This is a genomic window from Microbacterium mcarthurae (assembly GCF_046064585.1).
Classification (GTDB): domain Bacteria; phylum Actinomycetota; class Actinomycetes; order Actinomycetales; family Microbacteriaceae; genus Microbacterium; species Microbacterium mcarthurae.
Window position 1 is genome coordinate 284219 of the sequence record NZ_JAROCE010000002.1, and the last position, 19928, is coordinate 304146.

Genomic DNA, 19928 nt, shown 5'->3' on the forward strand with positions numbered 1-19928 from the left:
CTCCCCGAGGCGGATGCCGCTGCCGCGCGCCATCCGTAGCGTGGAGCCATCACCAGAAAGGGGTGGACCGTGCTCGAACTGGACGGCATCACCAAGAGCTACGGCGGTCGCCGTGTGCTCGACGACGTGAGCTTCACCGTGGCCCCCGGCCGGCTCACCGGCTTCGTCGGCGGGAACGGCGCCGGGAAGACGACGACCATGCGCATCGCGCTGGGCGTGCTCGCCAAGGACGCCGGCACCGTCGCGATCGACGGCGCGGCCCTGACCGCCGCCGACCGGCGACGCTTCGGCTACATGCCCGAGGAGCGCGGCCTGTACCCGAAGATGAAGGTCGTCGAGCACATCGCCTACCTCGCGCGGCTGCACGGCTTCGGCAAGGCCGAAGCCACGGCCAAGGCCACGGCGCTCCTCGAGCGGCTCGGCCTCGGTGAGCGCCTGGGAGACCTCGTCGAGACCCTGTCGCTCGGCAACCAGCAGCGCGCGCAGATCGCCGCCGCACTCGTCCACGAGCCCGATGTGCTCATCCTCGACGAGCCGTTCTCGGGTCTGGACCCGCTCGCGGTCGACGTCGTCGCCGGCGTCCTGCAGGAGAAGGCGTCCACCGGCACCGCCGTGCTGTTCTCCTCGCACCAGCTCGACGTCGTGGAGCGTCTGTGCGACGACCTCGTCATCATCGCGGGTGGCACGATCCGTGCGGCCGGTAGCCGTGAGGCCCTCCGCGCCGAGCACGCGACGCACCGCTACGAGCTGCTCTCGGGTGGGGATGCCGGCTGGTTGCGCGAACAGCCCGGAATCACGGTAAGGGACTTCGACGGCGGATACGCCGTCTTCGACGCCGCCGACGACGACACGGCACAGGCCGTGCTGCGGGCGGCCGTCGCCCGCGGCGACGTCGCCAGCTTCGCGCCGCAGCGTCCGACTCTCGCGGACATCTTCAAGGAGGTCATCCAGTGAGCACCGTAACGACGCCGCGCCGGTCGACGCCCGGCGCGCCCGGCGAGCTGCAGAGCGTGTGGCTCGTCGCCGAGCGCGAGATCGGCTCCAAGCTGCGCAGCAAAGCCTTCGTCATCTCGACCGCGATCCTCGTCGTCGCCGCGCTGGCGTCGGTCCTGTGGGGCGGTTTCGCCGCACGCGATGCGGTCGGCAGCGGCATCCCGGTCGCCGTGACGAGCCAGACGCAGTCGGCGCTCTCGGGTCTCGAGGGCATCGAAGCGACGGTCGCCGATTCCGACGACGCCGCGCGAGCCCTCGTCGAAGACGACACCGTGGATGCCGCCCTGGTATCGGGGTCGTCGAACCCCGCGTTCGACTACACCGTCGTGGTGAAGGACGGGGTGCCGGGCACTCTGCTGCAGATGCTGAGTGAGACGCCCCCCGTGGAGTCGCTCGAACCCGGCGCCGGTGCCGCCGACGTGCTCCGCTACTTCATCGCGCTCGGTTTCGGCGTGGTCTTCCTCATCGCCGCGAGCACGTTCGGCGGCACGATCGCCCAGAGCGTCGTCGAGGAGAAGCAGACCCGCGTCGTGGAGATCCTGATCTCGGCGATCCCGGTGCGGGCGCTGCTGGCCGGCAAGGTGCTCGGCAACACGATCCTCGCGATGGCGCAGATCCTTCTCCTGGCAGCGGTGGCGGTGGTGGGTCTGGCCGTGACGGATCAGATCGGAGTGCTCGGGGCGCTCGGCGCCCCGATCGCGTGGTTCGCGATCTTCTTCCTCTTCGGCTTCGTGCTGCTGGCATCCCTGTTCGCGGCGGCCGCGGCGATGGTTTCGCGCCAGGAGGACATCGGGGCCACCACAACGCCCATCACGATGCTCGTCATGGCGCCGTACTTCCTCGTGATCTTCTTCAACGACAACCCCGTCGTTCTGACGATCATGTCGTACGTGCCGTTCTCGGCCCCGGTCGGGATGCCGCTGCGGATGTACCTGGGCGACGCGCAGTGGTGGGAGCCCGTGCTGTCGCTCCTGATCCTCATCGCCTCGTGCGTCGCGGCGATCGCCATCGCGGCCCGGATCTACCAGAACTCCCTGCTGCGCATGGGGGCCCGCGTCAAGCTGGCGGAGGCGCTGCGGGGCTGACCGGCTCGGGCCCGGTCACCGGCGGGATGGATGCCACGGCTTCTGGCATCCATCCCGCTTCTCGTGTCGTTCCGTGAGGGCCGCGGGGTCGCTCACTCGGTGACGTAGGCCGTCACCGAGTCGGACAGGCGCACCGGCGTCCCCCGGATCGACATCCGCGACGTGTCGCCGAGCGCGATGCTCAAGTGCTGGTCGATGCCGAAGACGGCACCGTCGTCGAAGGGGCTCCCGGTCGTGCACCCCGCCGACCAGGGCTGGTCGTTCACGACGATGAACGTGACGACGCAGACGCCGTCTCCGCGTTCGGGTTGAGCCAGGAACACGCGGAAGCCCCGCATGACCGCGATGTAACGGGTGGTGGCGCGATCGATACCGCTGTCGTCGATGAGGCTCGCGGAGATCACGTCGTCGTCGGTCTGCGGCAGGACCAGCTCCGGGTAGGGCTCCGACGAGGTGGGAGACGGCGTCGGCGAGGCGGCGAGGAAGGCGGGCGAGGCGACACCGGCGGCGAAGCCCGCCCCGAGCAGGACGCCCGCTCCCGCGAGCGCCGCGAGGACGACAACTCCGCGGTGATGGCGGGGCGCGGGGGTGTCCGGCTCGTCCTCGGGTTCCGCGGTCGGGTCCGGTGCGGTGGCAGCGGGCGGGGCGACCCGGTCCGGGGTCCGCCGCGCTCGGACCATCTCCTCCAGCTCGGCCAGGCGCGCGATCTCACCCGGGGTGGCCGGTGCTCCGGTGTCGCCGTAGACGCGCTCGCGCAGGCGGTTCAGCTCGACGTCGTCGTCGCTCATGGCACGACTCTAGAGCCCGCGCGCGGCTCACGGGCCGGTGGTGCCGAGAGCGTCCGCTGCGGCGACGAGCGCGAGATGCGACAGTGCCTGCGGGGTGTTGCCGGCGTGCCGTCGTCCGCGCGGGTCGTACTCCTCGGACAACAGACCCACGTCGTTGGCGACCGCCGTGAGCCGTCGCATCAGGGTGACCGCATCGGCGCGGCGCCCCGACCGCGCATACTGGCCGACGAGCCAGAACGAGCATGCGAGGAAGGGGTGTTCGTCGCCGGCCAGACCGTCGACGCCGGTCGTGCGGTACCGCAGCAGCCACCCGTCGGGCATCAGGGTCTGCTCCATGCGGGCCACGGTGGCGAGCATGCGGGGGTCGTCGTACGCGCAGAACCCCACCTGCGGCAGGATCAGCAGCGACGCGTCGACCTCGTCGGTATCGAAGTGCTGCGTGAACCAGCCGCCGGCGTGCACACCGCGTGCGTTGATGTCGGCGCGCGCGCGGTCACGCAGGACCCGCCACGTCTCGATCTCGCCGTCGAGCCCGTCCCGCTCGACGGCCCGGATGCCGCGGTCGAACGCCGCCCACACCATCGCCCGTGAGTGGGTGAAGAAGTGCGGTTCGCCGCGCATCTCCCAGATGCCGTTGTCGGGGCGGTCGAACCACTGCACCAGCTGAGCGAGCAACGCGCGTTGCAGCGCCCACGAGAACGTCGTCTCCGACACTCCGGCGTTGCGCGCGGCCTCCAAGGCGACCATGACCTCGCCGATGACGTCGGCCTGATACTGATCCACCGCCCCGTTGCCGATGCGCACCGGCCGCGCGCCGTCGTAGCCCGGCAGACTCGTGATCTCGCGCTCGGGGAGCTCACGCTCCCCCGCGATGCCGTACATGATCTGCACGTCGGCCGGATCGCCCGCGATCGCCCGCAGCAACCAGCGGCGCCAGCGCCGAGCCGCCTCGAGGAAGCCGTGGTCGATGTAGGCGCTGAGCGTCAGGGCCGCATCGCGCAGCCACACGTACCGGTAATCCCAGTTGCGCTCGCCCCCGAAATCCTCGGGCAGCGAGGTCGTGGCGGCCGCCACGATCCCGCCGGTCTCGGAATGCGTCAGCGCGCGCAGCACGAGCAGGGAGCGGGTCACCAGCTCGGCGTGCTCGCCGCCGGCCTTCACTCGCGCGGCCCACTCGGCCCACCACTCGATCGTGCGCTTGAGCGTGGCATCCACGTCGATCGGGGCGGGCGGGTCCTGCCACGACGGCCCCCACGCCAGCACCGAGTCGACGCTCTCCCCGGCGACGGTGGTCCACAGCGCTCGGTGGGCGGTGTCGACAGCGATCAGCCGCGGACCGCGCAGCACCACGGCATCCGGGCCGGCGACCGCGAGGATCGCGTGCTCGTGTCCCTGACCGACCTGCCGCACCCACGGCACCGCCCGCGCGTAGTCGAAGCGGAAGCGCACCTCGCTGACGAAGTCGACGGCACCCGAGATGCCGACGACCCGCCGGATCACCGCCTCGACGCCCTCCTCGATCGGCATGGCCTCGTGCACCTCGGCGACGCCGGTCGGCGTCTCCCACCGCGAGACCAGCACGAACGTGCCCTCGTCATACCGACGTGTGACCGTGGCATCCGGGTCGGTGGGCCGCAACGACCACGCCCCGTGCGATTCATCGCCCAGGAGCGCTGCGAACATCGACCCGCTGTCGTACCGGGGCAGGCACAGCCAGTCGATGCTGCCCTCCCGCGACACGAGAGCCGCCGATCGGCAGTTGCTGAGGACGGCGTAGTCTTCGATCGGGGTGCTCACCCTCGCGATTGTGGCAGGGGATGCCGACATCCGGACAGAGCGTCGCGCTAGTGGCATCCGCGGGCTCGGTGCAAGCGACCTCGCGACGTCGGCGGGGGCGCTACGGTGGGCGGCATGCCGGCGGACACCACCCTGATCATCCTGGGCGCCTCGGGCGACCTCACCTCGCGTCTCCTGCTGCCCGCTCTCGGACAGCTCCTCACTCGCGAGCCGGACCGGTCGGTGCGGTTGCACGGCGCGGGCATGGACGAATGGACCGACGAGCACTGGCGCGACATCGTGCGCGCCGCGTTCGCAACGACCGGTGCCGAGGGCGCCTTCGAAACCGTCTCCGACACGACGTACAGTCAGGCCGACATCACCCAGGCGGGGGATCTGCAACGACTCCTGGATGCCGCTGAGGGGCGTCCGGCGTTGTACTTCGCCGTTCCGCCCGCCGTCGCCGAGAAGGCGTGCGCCGCCCTGGCGGACGTGACGATTCCCGAGGGGACGATCCTGGCCCTGGAGAAACCGTTCGGCACCGACGAGGCCAGCGCTCACGCGCTGAATGCGCTCGTGGCCAAACTGGTGCCCGAAGAGCAGGTGTTCCGCATCGACCACTTCCTCGGCCGCTCGACGGTGCTGAACCTCCTCGGTGTTCGGTTCGCGAACCGCCTCATCGAGAGCGTCTGGTCAGCGGACGACATCGCCACCATCACGGTGGACTACCCCGAGAAGCTCGGGCTGGAGGGCCGCGCCGGCTACTACGACCACGCCGGGGCGCTCGTCGACATGATCCAGAGCCACCTGCTGCAGGTCATGGCGTTCGTCACGATGGAGCCGCCCTCCTCGCTCGACCAGCTCGATCTGCGTGACGCCACGTCCGCGGTCCTGCGGGCGACCCACGTCTGGGACGACGACCCGGTCACGAGCTCCCGTCGCGCGCGTTACACCGAGGGCACGATCGGCGACCGGCACTTCACGTCGTACGTCGACGAGCCCGGTGTCGACCCGTCCCGGAAGACCGAGACACTCGCCGAGATGACCGTCGAGGTGCGCACCGCCCGCTGGCAGGGCGTGCCGATCGTGCTGCGCTCGGGCAAGGGCCTCGGATCCGACGGCGGTGACCGGGCGGTGACCGTGACCTTCAAGCCGGTTCGACACCTGCCCGGCGGGTTCATCGGCGAGAGTTCGCCGACGGTGCTGACGTTCTCGCTCGGCCCCGACACCATGAGCCTCGGGCTGAACGTCAACGGTGCGGACGACCCCCTCGAACTCGAGCGCGTGAGCCTTGCCGCCGACCTCGGCGAGGGCGGACTCAAGGCCTACGGCGAAGTTCTCTCCGGCATCCTCGACGGCGACGCCATGCTCGCGGTCCGCGGTGACGCCGCCGAGCAGTGCTGGCGCATCGTGCAGCCGGTCATCGACGCGTGGCGCGCCGACGAGGTGCCGCTCGACGAGTACCCGGCGGGCACCGCGGGGCCGGCATCCTGGGGTCTGTGACCGGACTTTCTCCGTCACACGGGAACATCACGCGCGACGACGGCGTTCGATGGAAAGGGTCAACGGCGCCCCCGCACCGTATCGATCCCCAGGAGTACTGATGTCCCCCGTTCTCGACCGCACCGCACAGACCGACGTCCCGATCCTCGACGTCCTCGCCGAGCGCTGGAGCACCCGCGTCTTCGACGCCGAGACCCCGATCGACGAAGAGGCCCTGCGTGCCGCCCTCGAGGCCGCCCGGTGGTCGCCGTCCGCGAACAACAGCCAGCCGTGGCGCTTCCTGCTCGCCCGCCGCGGCACCGACGCGCACGCGCGCATCGTCGATTCGCTCGTCGGCTTCAACCAGGGGTGGGCACCGGCTGCCGGTGCACTGCTCGTCGTGCTCGCCGAGAACACCGACGCCGAGGGGAATCCGCGCCCCTGGGCCACCTACGACGCCGGGCAGGCCGCGGCGTTCTTCACCATCGAGGCGCACGCCCGCCGACTCGCGACCCACACGATGGGAGGGTTCTCGGCCGACGCCCTCCGTACGGCGTTCGAGCTCGACGCCCGCCTCGCCCCCGTGACCGTGATCGCGGTCGGCGCCTTCGGCGATCCGGATGCCGCGGACGCGGCGGTCCGCGCCCGCGAGGCCGCGCCCCGCAAGCGTCGCCCCCTCGACGAGACGCTGCTGCTCGACGCCTGAGACGGGTCGGGGCGCGCCGCTCGCGCCGGGCGCCGATCGCGCCGGTCGCCGTTCGTGCCGGTCGCCGTTCGCGCCCGTGCCGCGCGCGCCCCGCGCCGTTCGCGCCCCGTGCCGCGCGCGCCCGGTGTACTTCGCCGAGACTTCATCGCGCCGACATCGCGGCGGCAGCCTGCGCCTTTCTCGTCGGCGGAATGCGGTCTCGCCGCGACGCTTCCGAACGGGAATCGGTGTGTCTCAAGCACTCAGCGTTCGACCACGACACCGTCGTCATCGGCCCAGACGTGCCGGCCGGGCGCGAACACGACACCCGCGATCGTCACGGGGACGTCGATCTCACCGACGCCGCCCTTCGCGCTCTTGCGGGGATTCGACCCGAGCGCCTTGACCCCGAGCGGCAGGGATGCCATCGCTTCGCGGTCCCGGATCGCCCCGTGCACGATGATCCCGGCCCAGCCGTTCTCGACCGCCGACGCGGCGATGAGGTCGCCGACGAGGGCGGACTCGAGCGATCCACCGCCGTCGATGACGAGCACGGCGCCGTCGCCGGGGGTGGCCAGCACCTCCTTCACAAGCGCGTTGTCGCGGTGGCAGCGCACCGTGCGCACCGGGCCGTCGAACGCGACGTGTCCGCCGAGGTCGAGCAGCTGCAGCGAGAGGGAGTCCAGTTCGTCGCCGCGCTCGTCGTAGAGGTCGGCCGTCGCGATGGTCATGCGGCCAGGGTAGCGAGGCCGCGCGCGCACCCGCGCGCAGGCCGGGCGGGGCGTCGCGGCGGGCACCGCCGTGGCATCCCGCCCCACGCATAAACGCGATCCGCGACGATAAACACGGGGACACCGCGTTTATGCGCGCGAATCGCGTTTATGCATGAGTGCCGACCCCGGCGTGGCCCGCAGCGCGACACCGCGGGGGCCGCAGCACCGCAGCACCCCGCAGCACCACAACGCCGCAGCACCGCATTGCCGCGGCGCCCGACAGCTACTCGATGATCTCGGCCTCGATCACGTCGTCGTCCACGGCGCCGCCCTGCTCGGCCGCGGGGCCCGCGCTCGTGAGCACGAGCGACTCGCCGTCGCTCGCCACGTCGACCTTCACCAGGTCTCCGTCATGCACCCCACCGGCGAGGATCGCCATCGCGAGGCGGTCCTGCACCTCGGACTGGATGAGCCGCCGCAGCGGACGCGCGCCGTACACCGGGTCGTACCCGCGCTCGGCGAGCCACGACCGCGCGTCGGGCGTGACCGCGAGGGTGAGGCGACGTTCGCGCAGCCGCTTGTGCAGGGCGTCGACCGCGAGCTCGACGATCTGAGCGAGGTCGTCCTCGGTCAGCGCCTGGAAGATGACGATGTCGTCGAGACGATTAACGAACTCCGGCTTGAACGCCTGCCGCACCAGCGCCTGCACCTGCTCGCGCTTGACCTCGATCGAGAGCGTCGGGTCGATGAGGATCGGCGAACCGAGGTTGGACGTCAGGATCAGGATGACATTGGTGAAGTCGACCGTGCGGCCCTGACCGTCGGTCAGCCGCCCGTCGTCCATCACCTGCAGCAGGATGTCGAAAACCTCGGTGTGGGCTTTCTCGACCTCGTCGAGCAGCACGACGCTGTACGGGCGCCGACGCACCGCTTCGGTGAGCTGACCGCCCTGCTCGTAGCCGATGTACCCCGGAGGGGCACCGACGAGCCGTGCGACGGAGTGCTTCTCGCCGTACTCGGACATGTCGATGCGCACCATGGCGTGCTCGTCGTCGAAGAGGAAGTCGGCGAGCGCCTTCGCGAGCTCGGTCTTTCCGACACCGGTGGGGCCCAGGAACAGGAAGGAGCCGACGGGGCGATTCGGGTCGCTGATGCCCGCCCGCGAACGCCGGACGGCGTCGGACACCGCCTTCACGGCATCCTTCTGTCCGATCAGGCGCTTGCCGAGCTCGCGCTCGAGGTGCAGCAGCTTCTCGGTCTCGCCCTGCAGGAGACGCCCGACCGGGATGCCGGTCCACGCGGCGATCACGGCGGCAATGTCTTCGTCGGTGACCTGCTCGTTGACCATGCGGTCGCCGGCGGGCTCCTCGCGTTCGGCGGTCATCAGCTCCCGTTCGAGCGCCGGGATGTCGGCGTACAGCAGGCGCGACGCGCGCTCGAGGTTGCCCTCGCGTTGGGCGCGCTCGGCATCCACGCGGGCGGCGTCGAGCCGGGTCTTGAGGTCACCGACGCGGTTGAGCGACGCACGCTCGCGCTCCCACCGGGCCTGCAGCTCGTCGAGCTTCGCCTGCTCGGCCGCCAGGGTCTCGCGGAGGGTCGCCAGACGCTCCTTCGAGGCGGCGTCCTTCTCTTTCTTCAGCGCGAGCTCTTCGAGCTTGAGCCGGTCGACGTGCCGGCGGAGCTCGTCGATCTCGAGCGGGGCCGAGTCGATCTCCATGCGCAGGCGCGACGCGGCCTCGTCGATCAGGTCGATGGCCTTGTCGGGCAGCTGCCGCGACGGGATGTACCGGTTGGAGAGGGATGCCGCCGCGACCAGCGCCGCGTCGGCGATCGCGACCTTGTGGTGCGCCTCGTAGCGCTCTTTGAGGCCGCGGAGGATCGCGATCGTGTCTTCGACCGTGGGCTCGCCGACGTACACCTGCTGGAAGCGGCGTTCGAGCGCGGCATCCTTCTCGATGAACTCGCGGTACTCGTCGAGCGTGGTCGCGCCGATGAGGCGCAGCTCACCGCGGGCGAGCATGGGCTTGAGCATGTTGGATGCCGCGACCGAGCCCTCGCCGCCACCGGCACCCATGAGCACGTGCAGCTCATCGATGAACGTGATGATGCGCCCGTCGGACTCGGTGATCTCCTTCAGGACGCTCTTCAGGCGCTCCTCGAACTGGCCGCGGTACATCGCACCGGCGACGAGTGCCGAGATGTCGAGAGCGACGAGTTCCTTGTTCTTGAGGCTCTCGGCGACGTCGCCCGCGACGATGCGCTGCGCGAGGCCCTCGACGACGGCGGTCTTGCCGACGCCGGGTTCGCCGATGAGGACGGGATTGTTCTTGGTGCGACGGGTGAGGACCTGGCTGACGCGCCGGATCTCGCTGTCGCGTCCGATGACGGGGTCGAGCTTGCCCTGGCGGGCCCGGTCGGTGAGGTTGATGCCGAATTGCTCGAGGGCGCTGCGGGCGTCTTCCTGCCCCGGCTGCTGCGTGGCGTTCATTCGTTCTCCTGGGAAGTCTTTCGCAAACTTGAGTTGCGTTGACTCAAGTTTAGCAGCGCGCTCCCGGTGCGGCAATGGGTCGTCCGGGTTTGAAACCGCGAGACGTCATCGCACCGACGAGACCGGCGCAGGCTGCGCGGGAGATGACGGCGCGATGACGTCTCGCGGACAGGCAGACTTCGAAACGCCGCGCATCACGGACGCGCGGTCACCATCCAGTCCGACATTTCGGCCACGCGCGAACGGATGCCACGGTGCCAGGGCCGCAATGCGCGGTAGGTGTCCGCGTGCTCACCAGGGCGGACGGGTGTCCCCGTTCCGGCCATCGCTGAGACCGCGTCATTCCAGTCCGGATGCATACCCGAACCCACTGCGGCACAGATCGCCGCACCGATGCCGGCGGCATCGTCGACGAGCGCGCGACGCACCGGACGGCCCAGGACATCGGCGACGATCTGCACGAGCAACGGCGACTGCGCCCCGCCCCCGGTGACGATGACACCCGCCGCGACGACGCCCCGCTCGCGCTCCATGTCCTCGATGTGGTCGGCCATCGTGAATGCGATGGCCTCGAGCACCGCACGGTAGAGGTGCCCGCGCCCCTGGGCTCCCGAGAACCCGACGAAGGCCCCCCGGCGATGCGGTTCCTCGCCGGGGGCGAGCCAGTCGAGCACGGCGGCGACACCGTCGCATCCGGGAGCGACGGCGTCAGCCTCGGCCCCGAGGCTCCGGTCGAACGCGTACAGGTCATCTTCGGGTGAGTCCGGGTGGAGCAGGTCGCGCAGCCAGCTGACCGTCCACATACCGCGCCGGATGCCGGTCGACTCGGCGAGATACTGCCCGGGGCGCGCGCCGAAGTTGACCCAGTGCGCGGCACCCGCACCCGGTGCATCTGCGACGGTCATCGCGGCGATGTAGGTACCGAACGACAGCAGGACATCCTCATCGGATGCCAGACCGGCACCGAGCGCCTCGACAGCCTTGTCGTTCGACGTGGCAAACACGGGCACACCCTCGGGCAGCCCGGTCAAGGCCGCAGCGGCCGCCGTGACGCGGCCGAGCTCCGCGCCGGGGTCTACGAGATCGCTCAGCAGGGAGCGAGCCATGCCGGTAGCGGCCGTGGCATCCGGAGCATCCGACCACCGCCACGTGCGCTGATCGATCGGCCACAGCCCCTGGTAGTTGCCCGCGGCGTCGCGGTACTCGCCCGTGAGTCGGTGCGCCACGTACCCCGACGACGTCACGACATGCGCCACGTCGGGCCGCGGAACATGGGGCCGCGCGACCCGCTCGTCCATCCAGCTCAACAGGGGTTCCGCGAGCGTGCCGTCGGCGCGGAGCAGCGCGCGGCAGAACCGGATCGTGCACAACCCCACCCCGACGATCTCCTCGGGGTCGCCGTCGAAGCGCTCCATCGCCACCCGGCAGGCGCGCACGATCGAATCCCACACGTCGTCGTCCGGGTGAACGCTCCGTCCGGGCGCGGGGACCGCGTAGGGGCGCAGCCCGACACGCGACTGCGCCCGCACGCGTCCCGTCTCGTCGACGACGAGCACCTTCGTCGACTGCGATCCGTTGTCGATCGCGACGACGACGGGCATCAGTCCGCCAACGCGAAGATCGTGCCGGGGTTCATGATGCCGTGCGGGTCGAGCGCGGCCTTCGTACGCTCCAGCAGCACCAGGGCGCTACCGTGTTCGTCGGCGGTCCACGGCGTGCGGTACTTGCCGATGCCGTGGTGGTGGACCATGGAACCGCCCAGACGCAGCGCCTCCTCGACGACGATCGCGTTGAGCGGCTCGTGGTACTCGGTGATCTCTTCGCGCGGCTCGCACCGGATGTCGTAGTCGTACACGAAGTACAGGTTCGTCCCCGTCTGGTAGCTGTGCGAGGAGTGCGCGCCGAGCATCGTGAGGTCGGCGGCGCGGGGGAACTCACGGCGCACGCGCGTCATGACCGACTCGTACAGCTCCACGACGCGCGACCAGTCGACCGAGACCTCGGTGGTGTAGCCGAGGTGGGCCTTCTCGAGCATCTCGCGCTTCTCGCGGTCGATCTTGTCCTGACCCCAATTGAGGTTGTCGAACCACTGCTCGATCAGCGCATCGTCGATGCGCTGGAGCGGCTTGCCCGCCGCCGCCTCGACGATCGCCTCCGCGGTCGCCTCGGCGAGTCGCCGGGGTCCCTCGGCGACGAGGACGACCACGCTCTTTCCCTCGTGGAAGTGCGCGAAGTGCTGGCGGGCGTCTTCGGGCGAGTACACCCGTGCCACGGACGGACGATACCCCTGCGTCACGAGCTCGCGCAGCAGCTGGATGCCGGCACCGAAGTCGTCGGTGAGGAAGCCGAAGAAGCGGTTGTTCTCAGGCGTGTACGGCCAGATCTTCACCGTGACCTCGGTGACGTACGCAAACGCTCCCTCGTTGCCGATGATCAGGTGGCGGATGTCAGGGCCGGCGGCGCGACGCGGAACGTTCTTGATGCGTGTCACGGTGCCGTCGGCGAGAACGGCCTCCAGGCCCACCACCATGTCTTCGATCCCGCCGTACAACGTCGAGAACTGCCCGATCGATCGGGTGGCCACGAGCCCGCCGTACTGCGCGAGAGGCTTCGACTGCGGCGAGTGACCCGTCGTGTAGCCCTGCGCGCGCAGTTCGTCCTCGACGCGCTGCAGCGGAACGCCGCATTGCACGGTGACCATCATGTCGACGGTGTTCACGTTCAGGACGGCATCCATGCGCGATCCGTCGAGCACGATCGTGTCGGCGACGACGGTCTCGAGACCGCCTTCCGTCGCGGTGCGTCCGGTGCGTGGAACGACGGCGATGCGGTTCTCGTCGGCGAATCGCAGCACCGTCGCGACGTCGTCGGTCGACCGCGGGTACGCGATGGCCGCGGGGAACGGGCCGTCGAAGATGCCGTGCACGGCGGAGTACTTCTTGAAGCGATCGACGCTGGCCTCGCGCAGCTCGGTGTCGCGTGTGTCCACGGCGTCGGCACCGAGGAGGTCGATGAGACGCGCGGCGATGTCGGAACGGGTCAAAGGGGAACGGGAGTCGGCCATGTCGGTCTTCCTGGATCGTGTGGTCGGGTCAACGCAGGAGGTAGCCGCCGTCGACCACGAGCGTGTGCCCGGTGACGTAGTCGCTGGCGCGGCTGGAGAGGAAGACCACGGCTCCCATCAGGTCGGCGGGGTCGCCCCACCGCCCCGCCGGGACGTGATCGACGATGCGGCGGTTGGCTTCGGCATCCGACCGGGTCTTCTCGGTGAGGGCGGTCGCGAAGTATCCGGGCGCGATGGCGTTGACCTGGATGCCGAACTCCCCCAGTTCATCGGCGTAGGCCTTCGTGAAGCCCACGATGCCGGCCTTGGATGCCGCGTACGCGGGCGACTGACGCCCACCGAGGAACGAGAACAGCGACGCGATGTTGATGATCTTCCCGCGACCGCTCGGAATCATCACCTCGGCGGCAGCGCGGGCGAAGTCGAACGCGGCGGTGAGGTTGACCGCGATCATGGGATCCCACTTCGCACGGTCGAAGGCGACGACATCCTCACTGAGCAGGTTGATGCCCGCCGAGTTGATGAGAACATCCACACCGCCGAACCGTTCGACGCACGCGCGCACGACGCGTTCCGGCTCTCCGGCGGCGGTGATGTCGGACTGCACGAACGCGTACTCGCGCCCGTGGGCCTCGATCAACCGGGCGGTCTCGCCGTCGTCGTCCACGAGGGAAGGGACGAACACGTTCGCACCGGCGGCGGCGAGCGCGAGCGAGAAAGCGCGGCCGAGCCCACCGTTCCCGCCGGTCACGATGGCGGTCTTCCCCGCGAGCGAGAAGAAGTCCGGGGTGAATTCGCTGATGTCCATGCTCAGGCGCTCCGGGAGGCGAACGGGTCGGCGATGCCGACGTAGACGGTCTCGAGGTACTCGTGAATGCCTTCGGCTCCGCCCTCACGGCCGAGTCCGGACTGCTTGACGCCGCCGAAGGGGGCGGCGGGGTTCGACACGACCCCGGCGTTCAGACCCAGCATGCCCGTCTCGAGGCGCTCCGCCAGACGGAGGCCCCGGTCGAGGTCGCGGGTGTACGCGAAACACACGAGTCCGTACTCGGTGTCGTTGGCCAATCGGATGGCCTCCTCTTCATCGCGGAAGGTGAGGACGGGCGCGACGGGACCGAAGATCTCTTCGCGGAGGATGTCGGCGTCGGCGGGCACGTCCACGAGGACGGTGGGCTGGTAGAAGTAGCCGGGTCCCGGTATGGCGGAACCACCCACCGCGACGCGCGCGCCCTGGGCGACGGCGCCGTCGACGAGCGACGCGACCTTGTCGCGGGTGGCGGCGTCGACGAGGGGGCCGACGGTGGAGGTCGGGTCGGTTCCGCGGGCCGGGACGAACGCTCCGATGCGCTCCGCGAAGCGGCGCGTGAATTCGGCAGCGATCGACTCGTGGACGAGGAAGCGGTTCGCCGCGACGCACGCCTCGCCGCCGTTGCGCATCTTCGCCAGCACGGCGCCGTCGACGGCGGCATCCAGGTCGGCGTCCTCGAAGACGAGGAAGGGGGCGTTGCCACCGAGTTCCATCGACACCCGCAGCACCTGGGCCGCCGAATCGGCGATCAGGCGCTGGCCGACACCCGTGGATCCCGTGAACGACAGCTTCCGCAGGCGCGGGTCGCGCACGAGCGGGCCGGTGACGGCTCCGGCGTGCGTCGTCGGGATGACGTTGAGCACGCCGTCGGGGAGTCCCGCTTCGCGCAGGACATCGGCGAAAAGCAGGGCCGTCAGCGGGGTCAGGGCCGCGGGCTTCAGCACCATCGTGCAGCCCGCCGCGATCGCCGGCGCGATCTTGCGGGTCGCCATCGCGAGGGGGAAGTTCCACGGCGTGATGAAGAGACACGGGCCCACGGGGCGCTGCACGACGAGCAGGCGATTGCGGCCGTCGGGGGCGGTGGAGTACCGGCCGGAGATGCGCGGCGCCTCCTCGCTGAACCACCGCAGGAACTCTGCGCCATAAGCGACCTCGCCGCGCGCCTCTGCGAGGGGCTTCCCCATCTCCAAGGTCATCGCGAGGGCGAAATCCTCGGCGCGAGCGGTCACCAGGTCGAACGCGCGGCGGAGAATCTCGGCGCGCTCGCGCGGTGCCGTACGAGCCCAGGATTCCTGCGCACGGTGCGCGGCCGCGAGAGCCGCCTCCCCGTCCTCGACGGTCGCGTCAGCGACCGCGGCCAGGACTTCTCCGTTCGAGGGGTCGACGACATCGAACCGGGCGTCATCGGATGCCGACCGCCATTCACCGTCAATGAAGAGGTCCGTGGGAAGGCCGGAGACGAACGCGCGCTCGTCGATCATCGTGCGACCTCCGCGGTCGTCGCGGTGCGGCGAAGGGGCGCGCCGAGCAGATCCTCATAGAGACGGAACGGAGCCATCTCACCGGCACGGTCCCCGTACATGGCCTTGGCGCGGCGGAACTGCTGGTCGACGAGGCCGGAGAGCTCGTACGGCATCCCGACCGATCGCGCGAGGTCGGACGAGAGACCGAGATCCTTGCAGGCCAGCGCGAGAGCGAAGCCTTCGTCGTAGTCGCCGTGATCGAGGATCGACAGGACATCGTGCTCGACGAAGTTGCTGTTCGCGGGGCTGGCCACCAACGCGCGGCGCAGGACCTCGAGGTCGACGCCCGCCTTGACCCCGACCGAGAGCACCTCCGCCGTGGCGATCAGGTGAGAGAACCACAGCTGATTGATCATGAGCTTGACGGCGTAGCCGGCACCGTGCCCTCCGACGTGGAGGATGCGTTCGGATTCGCCCATCGCCTCGAACACCTCGCGGAGGCGTTCGACATCGTCCGCCTCGCCGCCGATGAAGATCTGCAGCGTGCCATTCGCCGCTCCCACGGACATGCCGCTGACGGGGGCGTCGAGTACACGCAGGTCGGGGCGGTCGGCTCGCGCGCGGTCGGCGACTTCGGGAACCGAGGTCGACATGTCGATCCAGGTCCCTCCCCTCGGGAGCGCGCCGAGCAACCCGTCGGGCCCGCGCAGCACCTGGTCGACGTGCCGAGGGGTCGGAAGCATCGTGATGACCAGGTCCGAGCGGGATGCCACCTCGGCGGCGGTGTCGACCCAGGTGGCGCCCCGGGACACGGCGTCGGCCGCCGCCTCGGGACGGACGTCGGTGACGACCAGGGGAAATCCGGATGCCTGCAGATTCCGGGTCATTCCGCTGCCCATACTGCCGAGGCCGATGAATCCGACGGTGAGTGCGCGCTTCGTCACGGGACCAGTCCTTGAGATCGTGGATCGAGGGCGGTGCGCCTCTGCGGCTCTCGTCTTCGAGCCCGCCATCAGCGACCGCATCGCAACGATAGAGCGATGATGCCCTATCGGCACCCCTTGATGTGTATATGGCAAACAACTAGGGTCCGACGCATGGCAGATCACACAACGGCGCCCCGTCGGAACTCCTCCGGACTAGCCCGCGACGTCGAGATCCTCGAGCTCCTCGGCTCGGCCGAAGCCGTCTCGGGGGGCGGCCTCGGCGTCTCGCGGGTCGCTCAGATCACGGGGCGCGACAAGGCCGTCGTGTCTCGCAGCCTCGCCACACTCGCGGATGCCGGGATCGTCGATCGAGACGAGAACACCCTTGCCTACCGCCTGGGCGCCCGACTGTACGCACTCGCGGCACTCACCGTCGAGAGCACCCTCACCCGCGAATCCCAGCCGATCCTCCGACGTGTCGCACAGCGCGCGCGCGAGACGACGCACCTTTGCGTTCTGCGGGGCGGGAACGTCCTGACGATCGCCAGCGAACTGAGCCCACACGAATTCCGCACGACGGGGTGGGAGGGGATCACGACCGCCGCGTGGCGCACGCCGTCCGGCCGCGTGCTGCTGAGCGACTGGGACGACGACTCGCTGGAGCGGTGGTACGCCGAGCACGGCCAGGACCAAGCGATCGTGGGCCCCGTTCCGCCGCACGCCGCCGGCTTCTCTGTGCTCCCGAGCCCTCCCCCGGATCGGCAGGTCGTCGCCGACCTCGCGAGCCTCCGCGCGGAACTCGACCGCATTCGCACCCACGGGTATGCACTCCTCGACGAGGAGCTCGAGCTCGGCGTCGTGGGCGCCAGCGCCCCGGTGCGGGACTTCACCGGACGCATCGTGGCTGCACTGAACGTCAGCGCGCCCAAGACGCGGATCGGCGATCGCCTCGAGGCGCTGGCGCGATTCGTGGCATCCAGCGCGAAGGACTTGTCGCGAGCCATCGGCTACGAGCCCGAACACAGCTCCCGCGTCCAGTTGCCATAAAAACAACGACGGTTGAAGATAAACCACCCCCCGCCCTACAGTCAGCCGCAGCCGTGATCCACGGCCCATCTCGATGAGGAGAGGAGGACGACGCATGTCCGACTTCGACCTCGGCGGGCTCGTCACTTTCTGGACCCGCCGCAGCGACGACATCCTGGATCTCGTCGTGCAGCACGTGGCCGTCGTCGTTCTCAGTGTCATCCTCGCCGCGGTGATCGGGATCGCCATCGGGATAGCGGTCTGGAACCGCCCGGTCTCGCGATCGATCACGATCGCCGCCGCCGGTGTCGCCCTCACGATCCCGTCGCTCGCGTTGCTCGCGCTCCTGACCCCCGTCCTCGGCCTCGGCTGGACGCCCACGGTCTTCTCGTTGGTCTTCTACTCGTTGCTGCCGATCGTGCGGAACACCGTCGTCGGCCTGCGCGAAGTGCCCCCGGCGATCATGGAATCCGCCAAGGGTATGGGCATGTCACCCACGCGCATCCTGCTGTCGGTGCAGCTGCCCATCGCCTGGCCCATCATCCTGACCGGCGTCCGTGTGGCAGCGCAGCTCACCGTCGGCATCGCTGCGATCGCCGCGTACGTCGCCGGCCCCGGGCTCGGTCAGTTCATCTTCATGGGGCTGTCTTCGCTGGGTTCCCGCAACGCCCTGAACTTCGCACTGACCGGAACCCTCGGTGTCATCCTGCTGGCCCTGCTGATCGATGCCGCGTTCGTCCTCATCACCCGCGTTACCACCTCAAGGGGGCTTCGTGTCTGACACCACCACCACTTCTCGGCCGGCGGGCGCGCACGCATCGTCGGGAGTCGGCATCCGCCTCGAGGGCGTGACCAAGGTCTATCCCGGGCAATCGGCCCCCGCCGTGGACGCGTTCTCCATGACGGTCGAGCCGGGCGAGCTCATCATGTTCGTCGGTCCCTCCGGGTGCGGCAAGACCACGACGATGAAGATGATCAACCGCATCATCGAGCCGACCTCGGGCACCATCTCCATCGACGGGCGAGACGTGCTCTCCCTGAACCCCAACGAGCTGCGGCGACACATCGGTTACGTCATTCAGCAGATCGGCCTCTTCCCCCACATGACGATCGGCGAGAACATCGCGGTCGTTCCGAAGCTCCTCGGCTGGTCGAAGAAGCGGACCGCCGACCGCGTCGAAGAGCTCCTCGAGACCGTGCAGCTCAGCGGCGACTTCGCGCAGCGCTACCCCCGTCAGCTCTCCGGGGGCCAGCAACAGCGCGTGGGCGTCGCTCGCGCCCTCGCCGCCGACCCTCCCGTGATGCTCATGGACGAGCCCTTCGGCGCGACCGACCCCATCACCCGCGAGCGTCTTCAGGCGGAGTTCCTCCGCCTGCAGGAGTCCATTGGCAAGACGATCATCTTCGTCACCCACGACTTCGACGAGGCCATCCGCCTGGGCGACCGCATCGCCGTCCTGTCCGAGCGCAGCCGCATCGAGCAGTTCGACACCCCCGCCGCGATCCTGGCTGCGCCGGCGAACGACTACGTCCGCTCTTTCATCGGACACGGAGCCGCCCTCAAGCGCCTCGCACTCATCCCCGTCGCCGATGCGCCCCTCGGCCCGGTGACGGATGCCGGGACGGTTCCGGTGTCTGTCGCGGACAACCTCCGCGATGCTCTCGACCTGCTCGTGCTCAGCGGCTCGCCCGCCGTCACCGTGGTCGACCGAGACGGGCGCCCGATCGGATCATTGACGATGGAGCGGATCTCCGCGGCGCTCGGCGTCGAGGTGGACGGCCTCACGGCACGACCGGGCGGCGAGCGATGACCACCGTCACCACCGAGACGCAGAGCATCGGCGCGGCGCGGCTGGCCGCGGCTCGCCAGGCGCGCGGGGGGAAGCGCATCTGGCGCCGGTTCGTCACGCCGATCGTCGTAGCGATCATCCTGGGCGGGCTGTACCTGTGGATCTCGTCCTTGACGCTCGACTCGATCGAACAGCGGACCATCAACCCCGACTACCTCGCTTTGCGCATCGGCGAACACCTCAGCCTCACGGTGGTCGCCTCCGCCCTGGTGGCCGTCCTCGCCATCCCCCTCGGCATCCTGCTCGCCAAGACGCCATCGCGCACCGTGCGCGGTGTCGTGCTCGCGCTCGCCAACATCGGGCAGGCCACGCCCGCGGTCGGTGTCGTCATCCTCCTCGCCATCGTGTGGCAGACGGGCTACACCACGGCGCTCGTCGCGCTGGTCGTCTACGCGTTTCTCCCCGTGCTGCGCAACACCATGATCGGCATCGAACAGGTCGACGGCGCGATCCGTGAGTCCGCGCGCGGCATGGGGATGACGCCCGTTCAGGTGCTCGCCCGCATCGAACTGCCGCTGGCCGTCCCCGTCATCCTCGCGGGCCTGCGCACGGCGCTGGTGTTCTGCGTCGGGGTGGCCACCATTGCGACCTTCATCAACGCGGGTGGACTCGGCGACATGATCGTCAACGGCCTGAAGCTGCAGCGCTACCCGGTGCTCGTGGTCGGCGCCGTCCTGGTCGCCTGCATCGCCCTACTCATCGACTGGATCGCCGGCGTCGCCGAAGACCTGCTGACCCCCAAGGGGATCTGAACCCCACCGTTCGGTCCTCGCACCACCCA

17 protein-coding genes are annotated in these 19928 nt (G+C 69.7%); 8 read left to right on the top strand and 9 right to left on the bottom strand.

Annotated elements, in window-relative coordinates:
• Positions 1–69: 69 nt before the first annotated feature.
• Together P5G46_RS07950 and P5G46_RS07955 are read left to right on the top strand one after the other, a co-directional pair.
• Entirely contained in the window at positions 70–954 is an 885-nt protein-coding gene (locus P5G46_RS07950; RefSeq protein ID WP_239275526.1) for an ABC transporter ATP-binding protein, read from the top strand.
• Complete coding sequence (locus P5G46_RS07955; RefSeq protein ID WP_239275524.1) at positions 951–2078, top strand: ABC transporter permease; 1128 nt, start codon at positions 951–953, stop codon at positions 2076–2078. The genes P5G46_RS07950 and P5G46_RS07955 overlap by 4 nt, the downstream gene beginning before the upstream one ends.
• A gap of 92 nt (positions 2079–2170) precedes the next feature.
• Here the strand turns inward: P5G46_RS07955 and P5G46_RS07960 are convergent, their stop codons facing one another.
• Both P5G46_RS07960 and P5G46_RS07965 read right to left on the bottom strand, forming a co-directional pair.
• Entirely contained in the window at positions 2171–2866 is a 696-nt protein-coding gene (locus P5G46_RS07960; protein WP_239275522.1) for a hypothetical protein, read from the bottom strand.
• A 27-nt stretch (positions 2867–2893) separates the two neighbouring features.
• The gene (locus P5G46_RS07965) at positions 2894–4663 is read right to left on the bottom strand and encodes a glycoside hydrolase family 15 protein (RefSeq protein ID WP_408905411.1); all 1770 of its coding nucleotides are present in this window, start codon (positions 4661–4663) and stop codon (positions 2894–2896) included.
• A gap of 114 nt (positions 4664–4777) precedes the next feature.
• Here P5G46_RS07965 and P5G46_RS07970 point away from each other — a divergent pair, with 114 nt between their 5' ends.
• Both P5G46_RS07970 and P5G46_RS07975 read left to right on the top strand, forming a co-directional pair.
• Positions 4778–6145 (top strand): glucose-6-phosphate dehydrogenase, encoded by a 1368-nt coding sequence (locus P5G46_RS07970; RefSeq protein ID WP_408905412.1) that lies wholly within the window; start codon positions 4778–4780, stop codon positions 6143–6145.
• Positions 6146–6245: 100 nt separating this feature from the next.
• A complete protein-coding gene (locus P5G46_RS07975) occupies positions 6246–6830 on the top strand; it encodes a nitroreductase family protein (protein WP_239275516.1) in 585 nt (194 codons plus the stop codon).
• Positions 6831–7072: 242 nt separating this feature from the next.
• On the opposite strand, the gene rraA is transcribed toward P5G46_RS07975, so the two are convergent.
• The 7 genes from rraA to P5G46_RS08010 all read right to left on the bottom strand — a co-directional run bounded on the left by rraA (position 7073) and on the right by P5G46_RS08010 (position 16289).
• Positions 7073–7540 carry a ribonuclease E activity regulator RraA gene (gene rraA, locus P5G46_RS07980; protein WP_239275514.1) on the bottom strand — a complete coding sequence of 156 codons (468 nt, stop codon included), beginning with the start codon at positions 7538–7540 and terminating at the stop codon, positions 7073–7075.
• Between the two features lie 265 nt (positions 7541–7805).
• A complete protein-coding gene (locus tag P5G46_RS07985) occupies positions 7806–10010 on the bottom strand; it encodes an ATP-dependent Clp protease ATP-binding subunit (protein WP_408905413.1) in 2205 nt (734 codons plus the stop codon).
• 194 nt (positions 10011–10204) lie between these two features.
• Positions 10205–11611: an FGGY-family carbohydrate kinase gene (locus P5G46_RS07990; protein ID WP_408905414.1), complete on the bottom strand. Its 1407-nt coding sequence runs from the start codon at positions 11609–11611 to the stop codon at positions 10205–10207.
• Positions 11611–13074: an FAD-binding oxidoreductase gene (locus P5G46_RS07995; protein WP_408905415.1), complete on the bottom strand. Its 1464-nt coding sequence runs from the start codon at positions 13072–13074 to the stop codon at positions 11611–11613. The genes P5G46_RS07990 and P5G46_RS07995 overlap by 1 nt, the downstream gene beginning before the upstream one ends.
• Positions 13075–13102: 28 nt before the next feature.
• Positions 13103–13882, bottom strand: coding sequence for an SDR family oxidoreductase (locus P5G46_RS08000; protein WP_408905416.1), 780 nt, complete (start codon positions 13880–13882; stop codon positions 13103–13105).
• Between the two features lie 2 nt (positions 13883–13884).
• Entirely contained in the window at positions 13885–15363 is a 1479-nt protein-coding gene (locus P5G46_RS08005; protein WP_408905417.1) for an NAD-dependent succinate-semialdehyde dehydrogenase, read from the bottom strand.
• Entirely contained in the window at positions 15360–16289 is a 930-nt protein-coding gene (locus tag P5G46_RS08010; protein WP_408905418.1) for an NAD(P)-dependent oxidoreductase, read from the bottom strand. The genes P5G46_RS08005 and P5G46_RS08010 overlap by 4 nt, the downstream gene beginning before the upstream one ends.
• Before the next feature lie 153 nt (positions 16290–16442).
• Between P5G46_RS08010 and P5G46_RS08015 the strand changes: the two genes are divergently transcribed.
• The 4 genes from P5G46_RS08015 (at position 16443) to P5G46_RS08030 (ending at position 19899) form a co-directional block, all read left to right on the top strand.
• A complete protein-coding gene (locus P5G46_RS08015) occupies positions 16443–17318 on the top strand; it encodes an IclR family transcriptional regulator (protein WP_408905419.1) in 876 nt (291 codons plus the stop codon).
• Between the two features lie 94 nt (positions 17319–17412).
• Positions 17413–18078 carry an ABC transporter permease gene (locus P5G46_RS08020; protein ID WP_408905420.1) on the top strand — a complete coding sequence of 222 codons (666 nt, stop codon included), beginning with the start codon at positions 17413–17415 and terminating at the stop codon, positions 18076–18078.
• A complete protein-coding gene (locus tag P5G46_RS08025) occupies positions 18071–19108 on the top strand; it encodes an ABC transporter ATP-binding protein (protein WP_408905421.1) in 1038 nt (345 codons plus the stop codon). The genes P5G46_RS08020 and P5G46_RS08025 overlap by 8 nt, the downstream gene beginning before the upstream one ends.
• The gene (locus P5G46_RS08030; protein WP_408905422.1) at positions 19105–19899 is read left to right on the top strand and encodes an ABC transporter permease; all 795 of its coding nucleotides are present in this window, start codon (positions 19105–19107) and stop codon (positions 19897–19899) included. Before P5G46_RS08025 ends, P5G46_RS08030 begins: the two co-directional genes overlap by 4 nt.
• Positions 19900–19928: the final 29 nt, after the last annotated feature.

Excerpts from the sequence above, each read along its gene's own strand:
- P5G46_RS07970 (WP_408905412.1), top strand. The coding sequence starts at position 4,778 with ATGCCGGCGGACACCACCCTGATCATCCTGGGCGCCTCGGGCGACCTC.
- P5G46_RS07990 (WP_408905414.1), bottom strand. The coding sequence starts at position 11,611 with ATGCCCGTCGTCGTCGCGATCGACAACGGATCGCAGTCGACGAAGGTG.
- P5G46_RS08020 (WP_408905420.1), top strand. The coding sequence starts at position 17,413 with ATGTCCGACTTCGACCTCGGCGGGCTCGTCACTTTCTGGACCCGCCGC.
- P5G46_RS07960 (WP_239275522.1), bottom strand. The coding sequence starts at position 2,866 with ATGAGCGACGACGACGTCGAGCTGAACCGCCTGCGCGAGCGCGTCTAC.
- P5G46_RS08005 (WP_408905417.1), bottom strand. The coding sequence starts at position 15,363 with ATGATCGACGAGCGCGCGTTCGTCTCCGGCCTTCCCACGGACCTCTTC.
- P5G46_RS08030 (WP_408905422.1), top strand. The coding sequence starts at position 19,105 with ATGACCACCGTCACCACCGAGACGCAGAGCATCGGCGCGGCGCGGCTG.
- P5G46_RS08015 (WP_408905419.1), top strand. The coding sequence starts at position 16,443 with ATGGCAGATCACACAACGGCGCCCCGTCGGAACTCCTCCGGACTAGCC.
- P5G46_RS07995 (WP_408905415.1), bottom strand. The coding sequence starts at position 13,074 with ATGGCCGACTCCCGTTCCCCTTTGACCCGTTCCGACATCGCCGCGCGT.
- P5G46_RS08000 (WP_408905416.1), bottom strand. The coding sequence starts at position 13,882 with ATGGACATCAGCGAATTCACCCCGGACTTCTTCTCGCTCGCGGGGAAG.
- P5G46_RS07985 (WP_408905413.1), bottom strand. The coding sequence starts at position 10,010 with ATGAACGCCACGCAGCAGCCGGGGCAGGAAGACGCCCGCAGCGCCCTC.
- P5G46_RS07975 (WP_239275516.1), top strand. The coding sequence starts at position 6,246 with ATGTCCCCCGTTCTCGACCGCACCGCACAGACCGACGTCCCGATCCTC.
- rraA (WP_239275514.1), bottom strand. The coding sequence starts at position 7,540 with ATGACCATCGCGACGGCCGACCTCTACGACGAGCGCGGCGACGAACTG.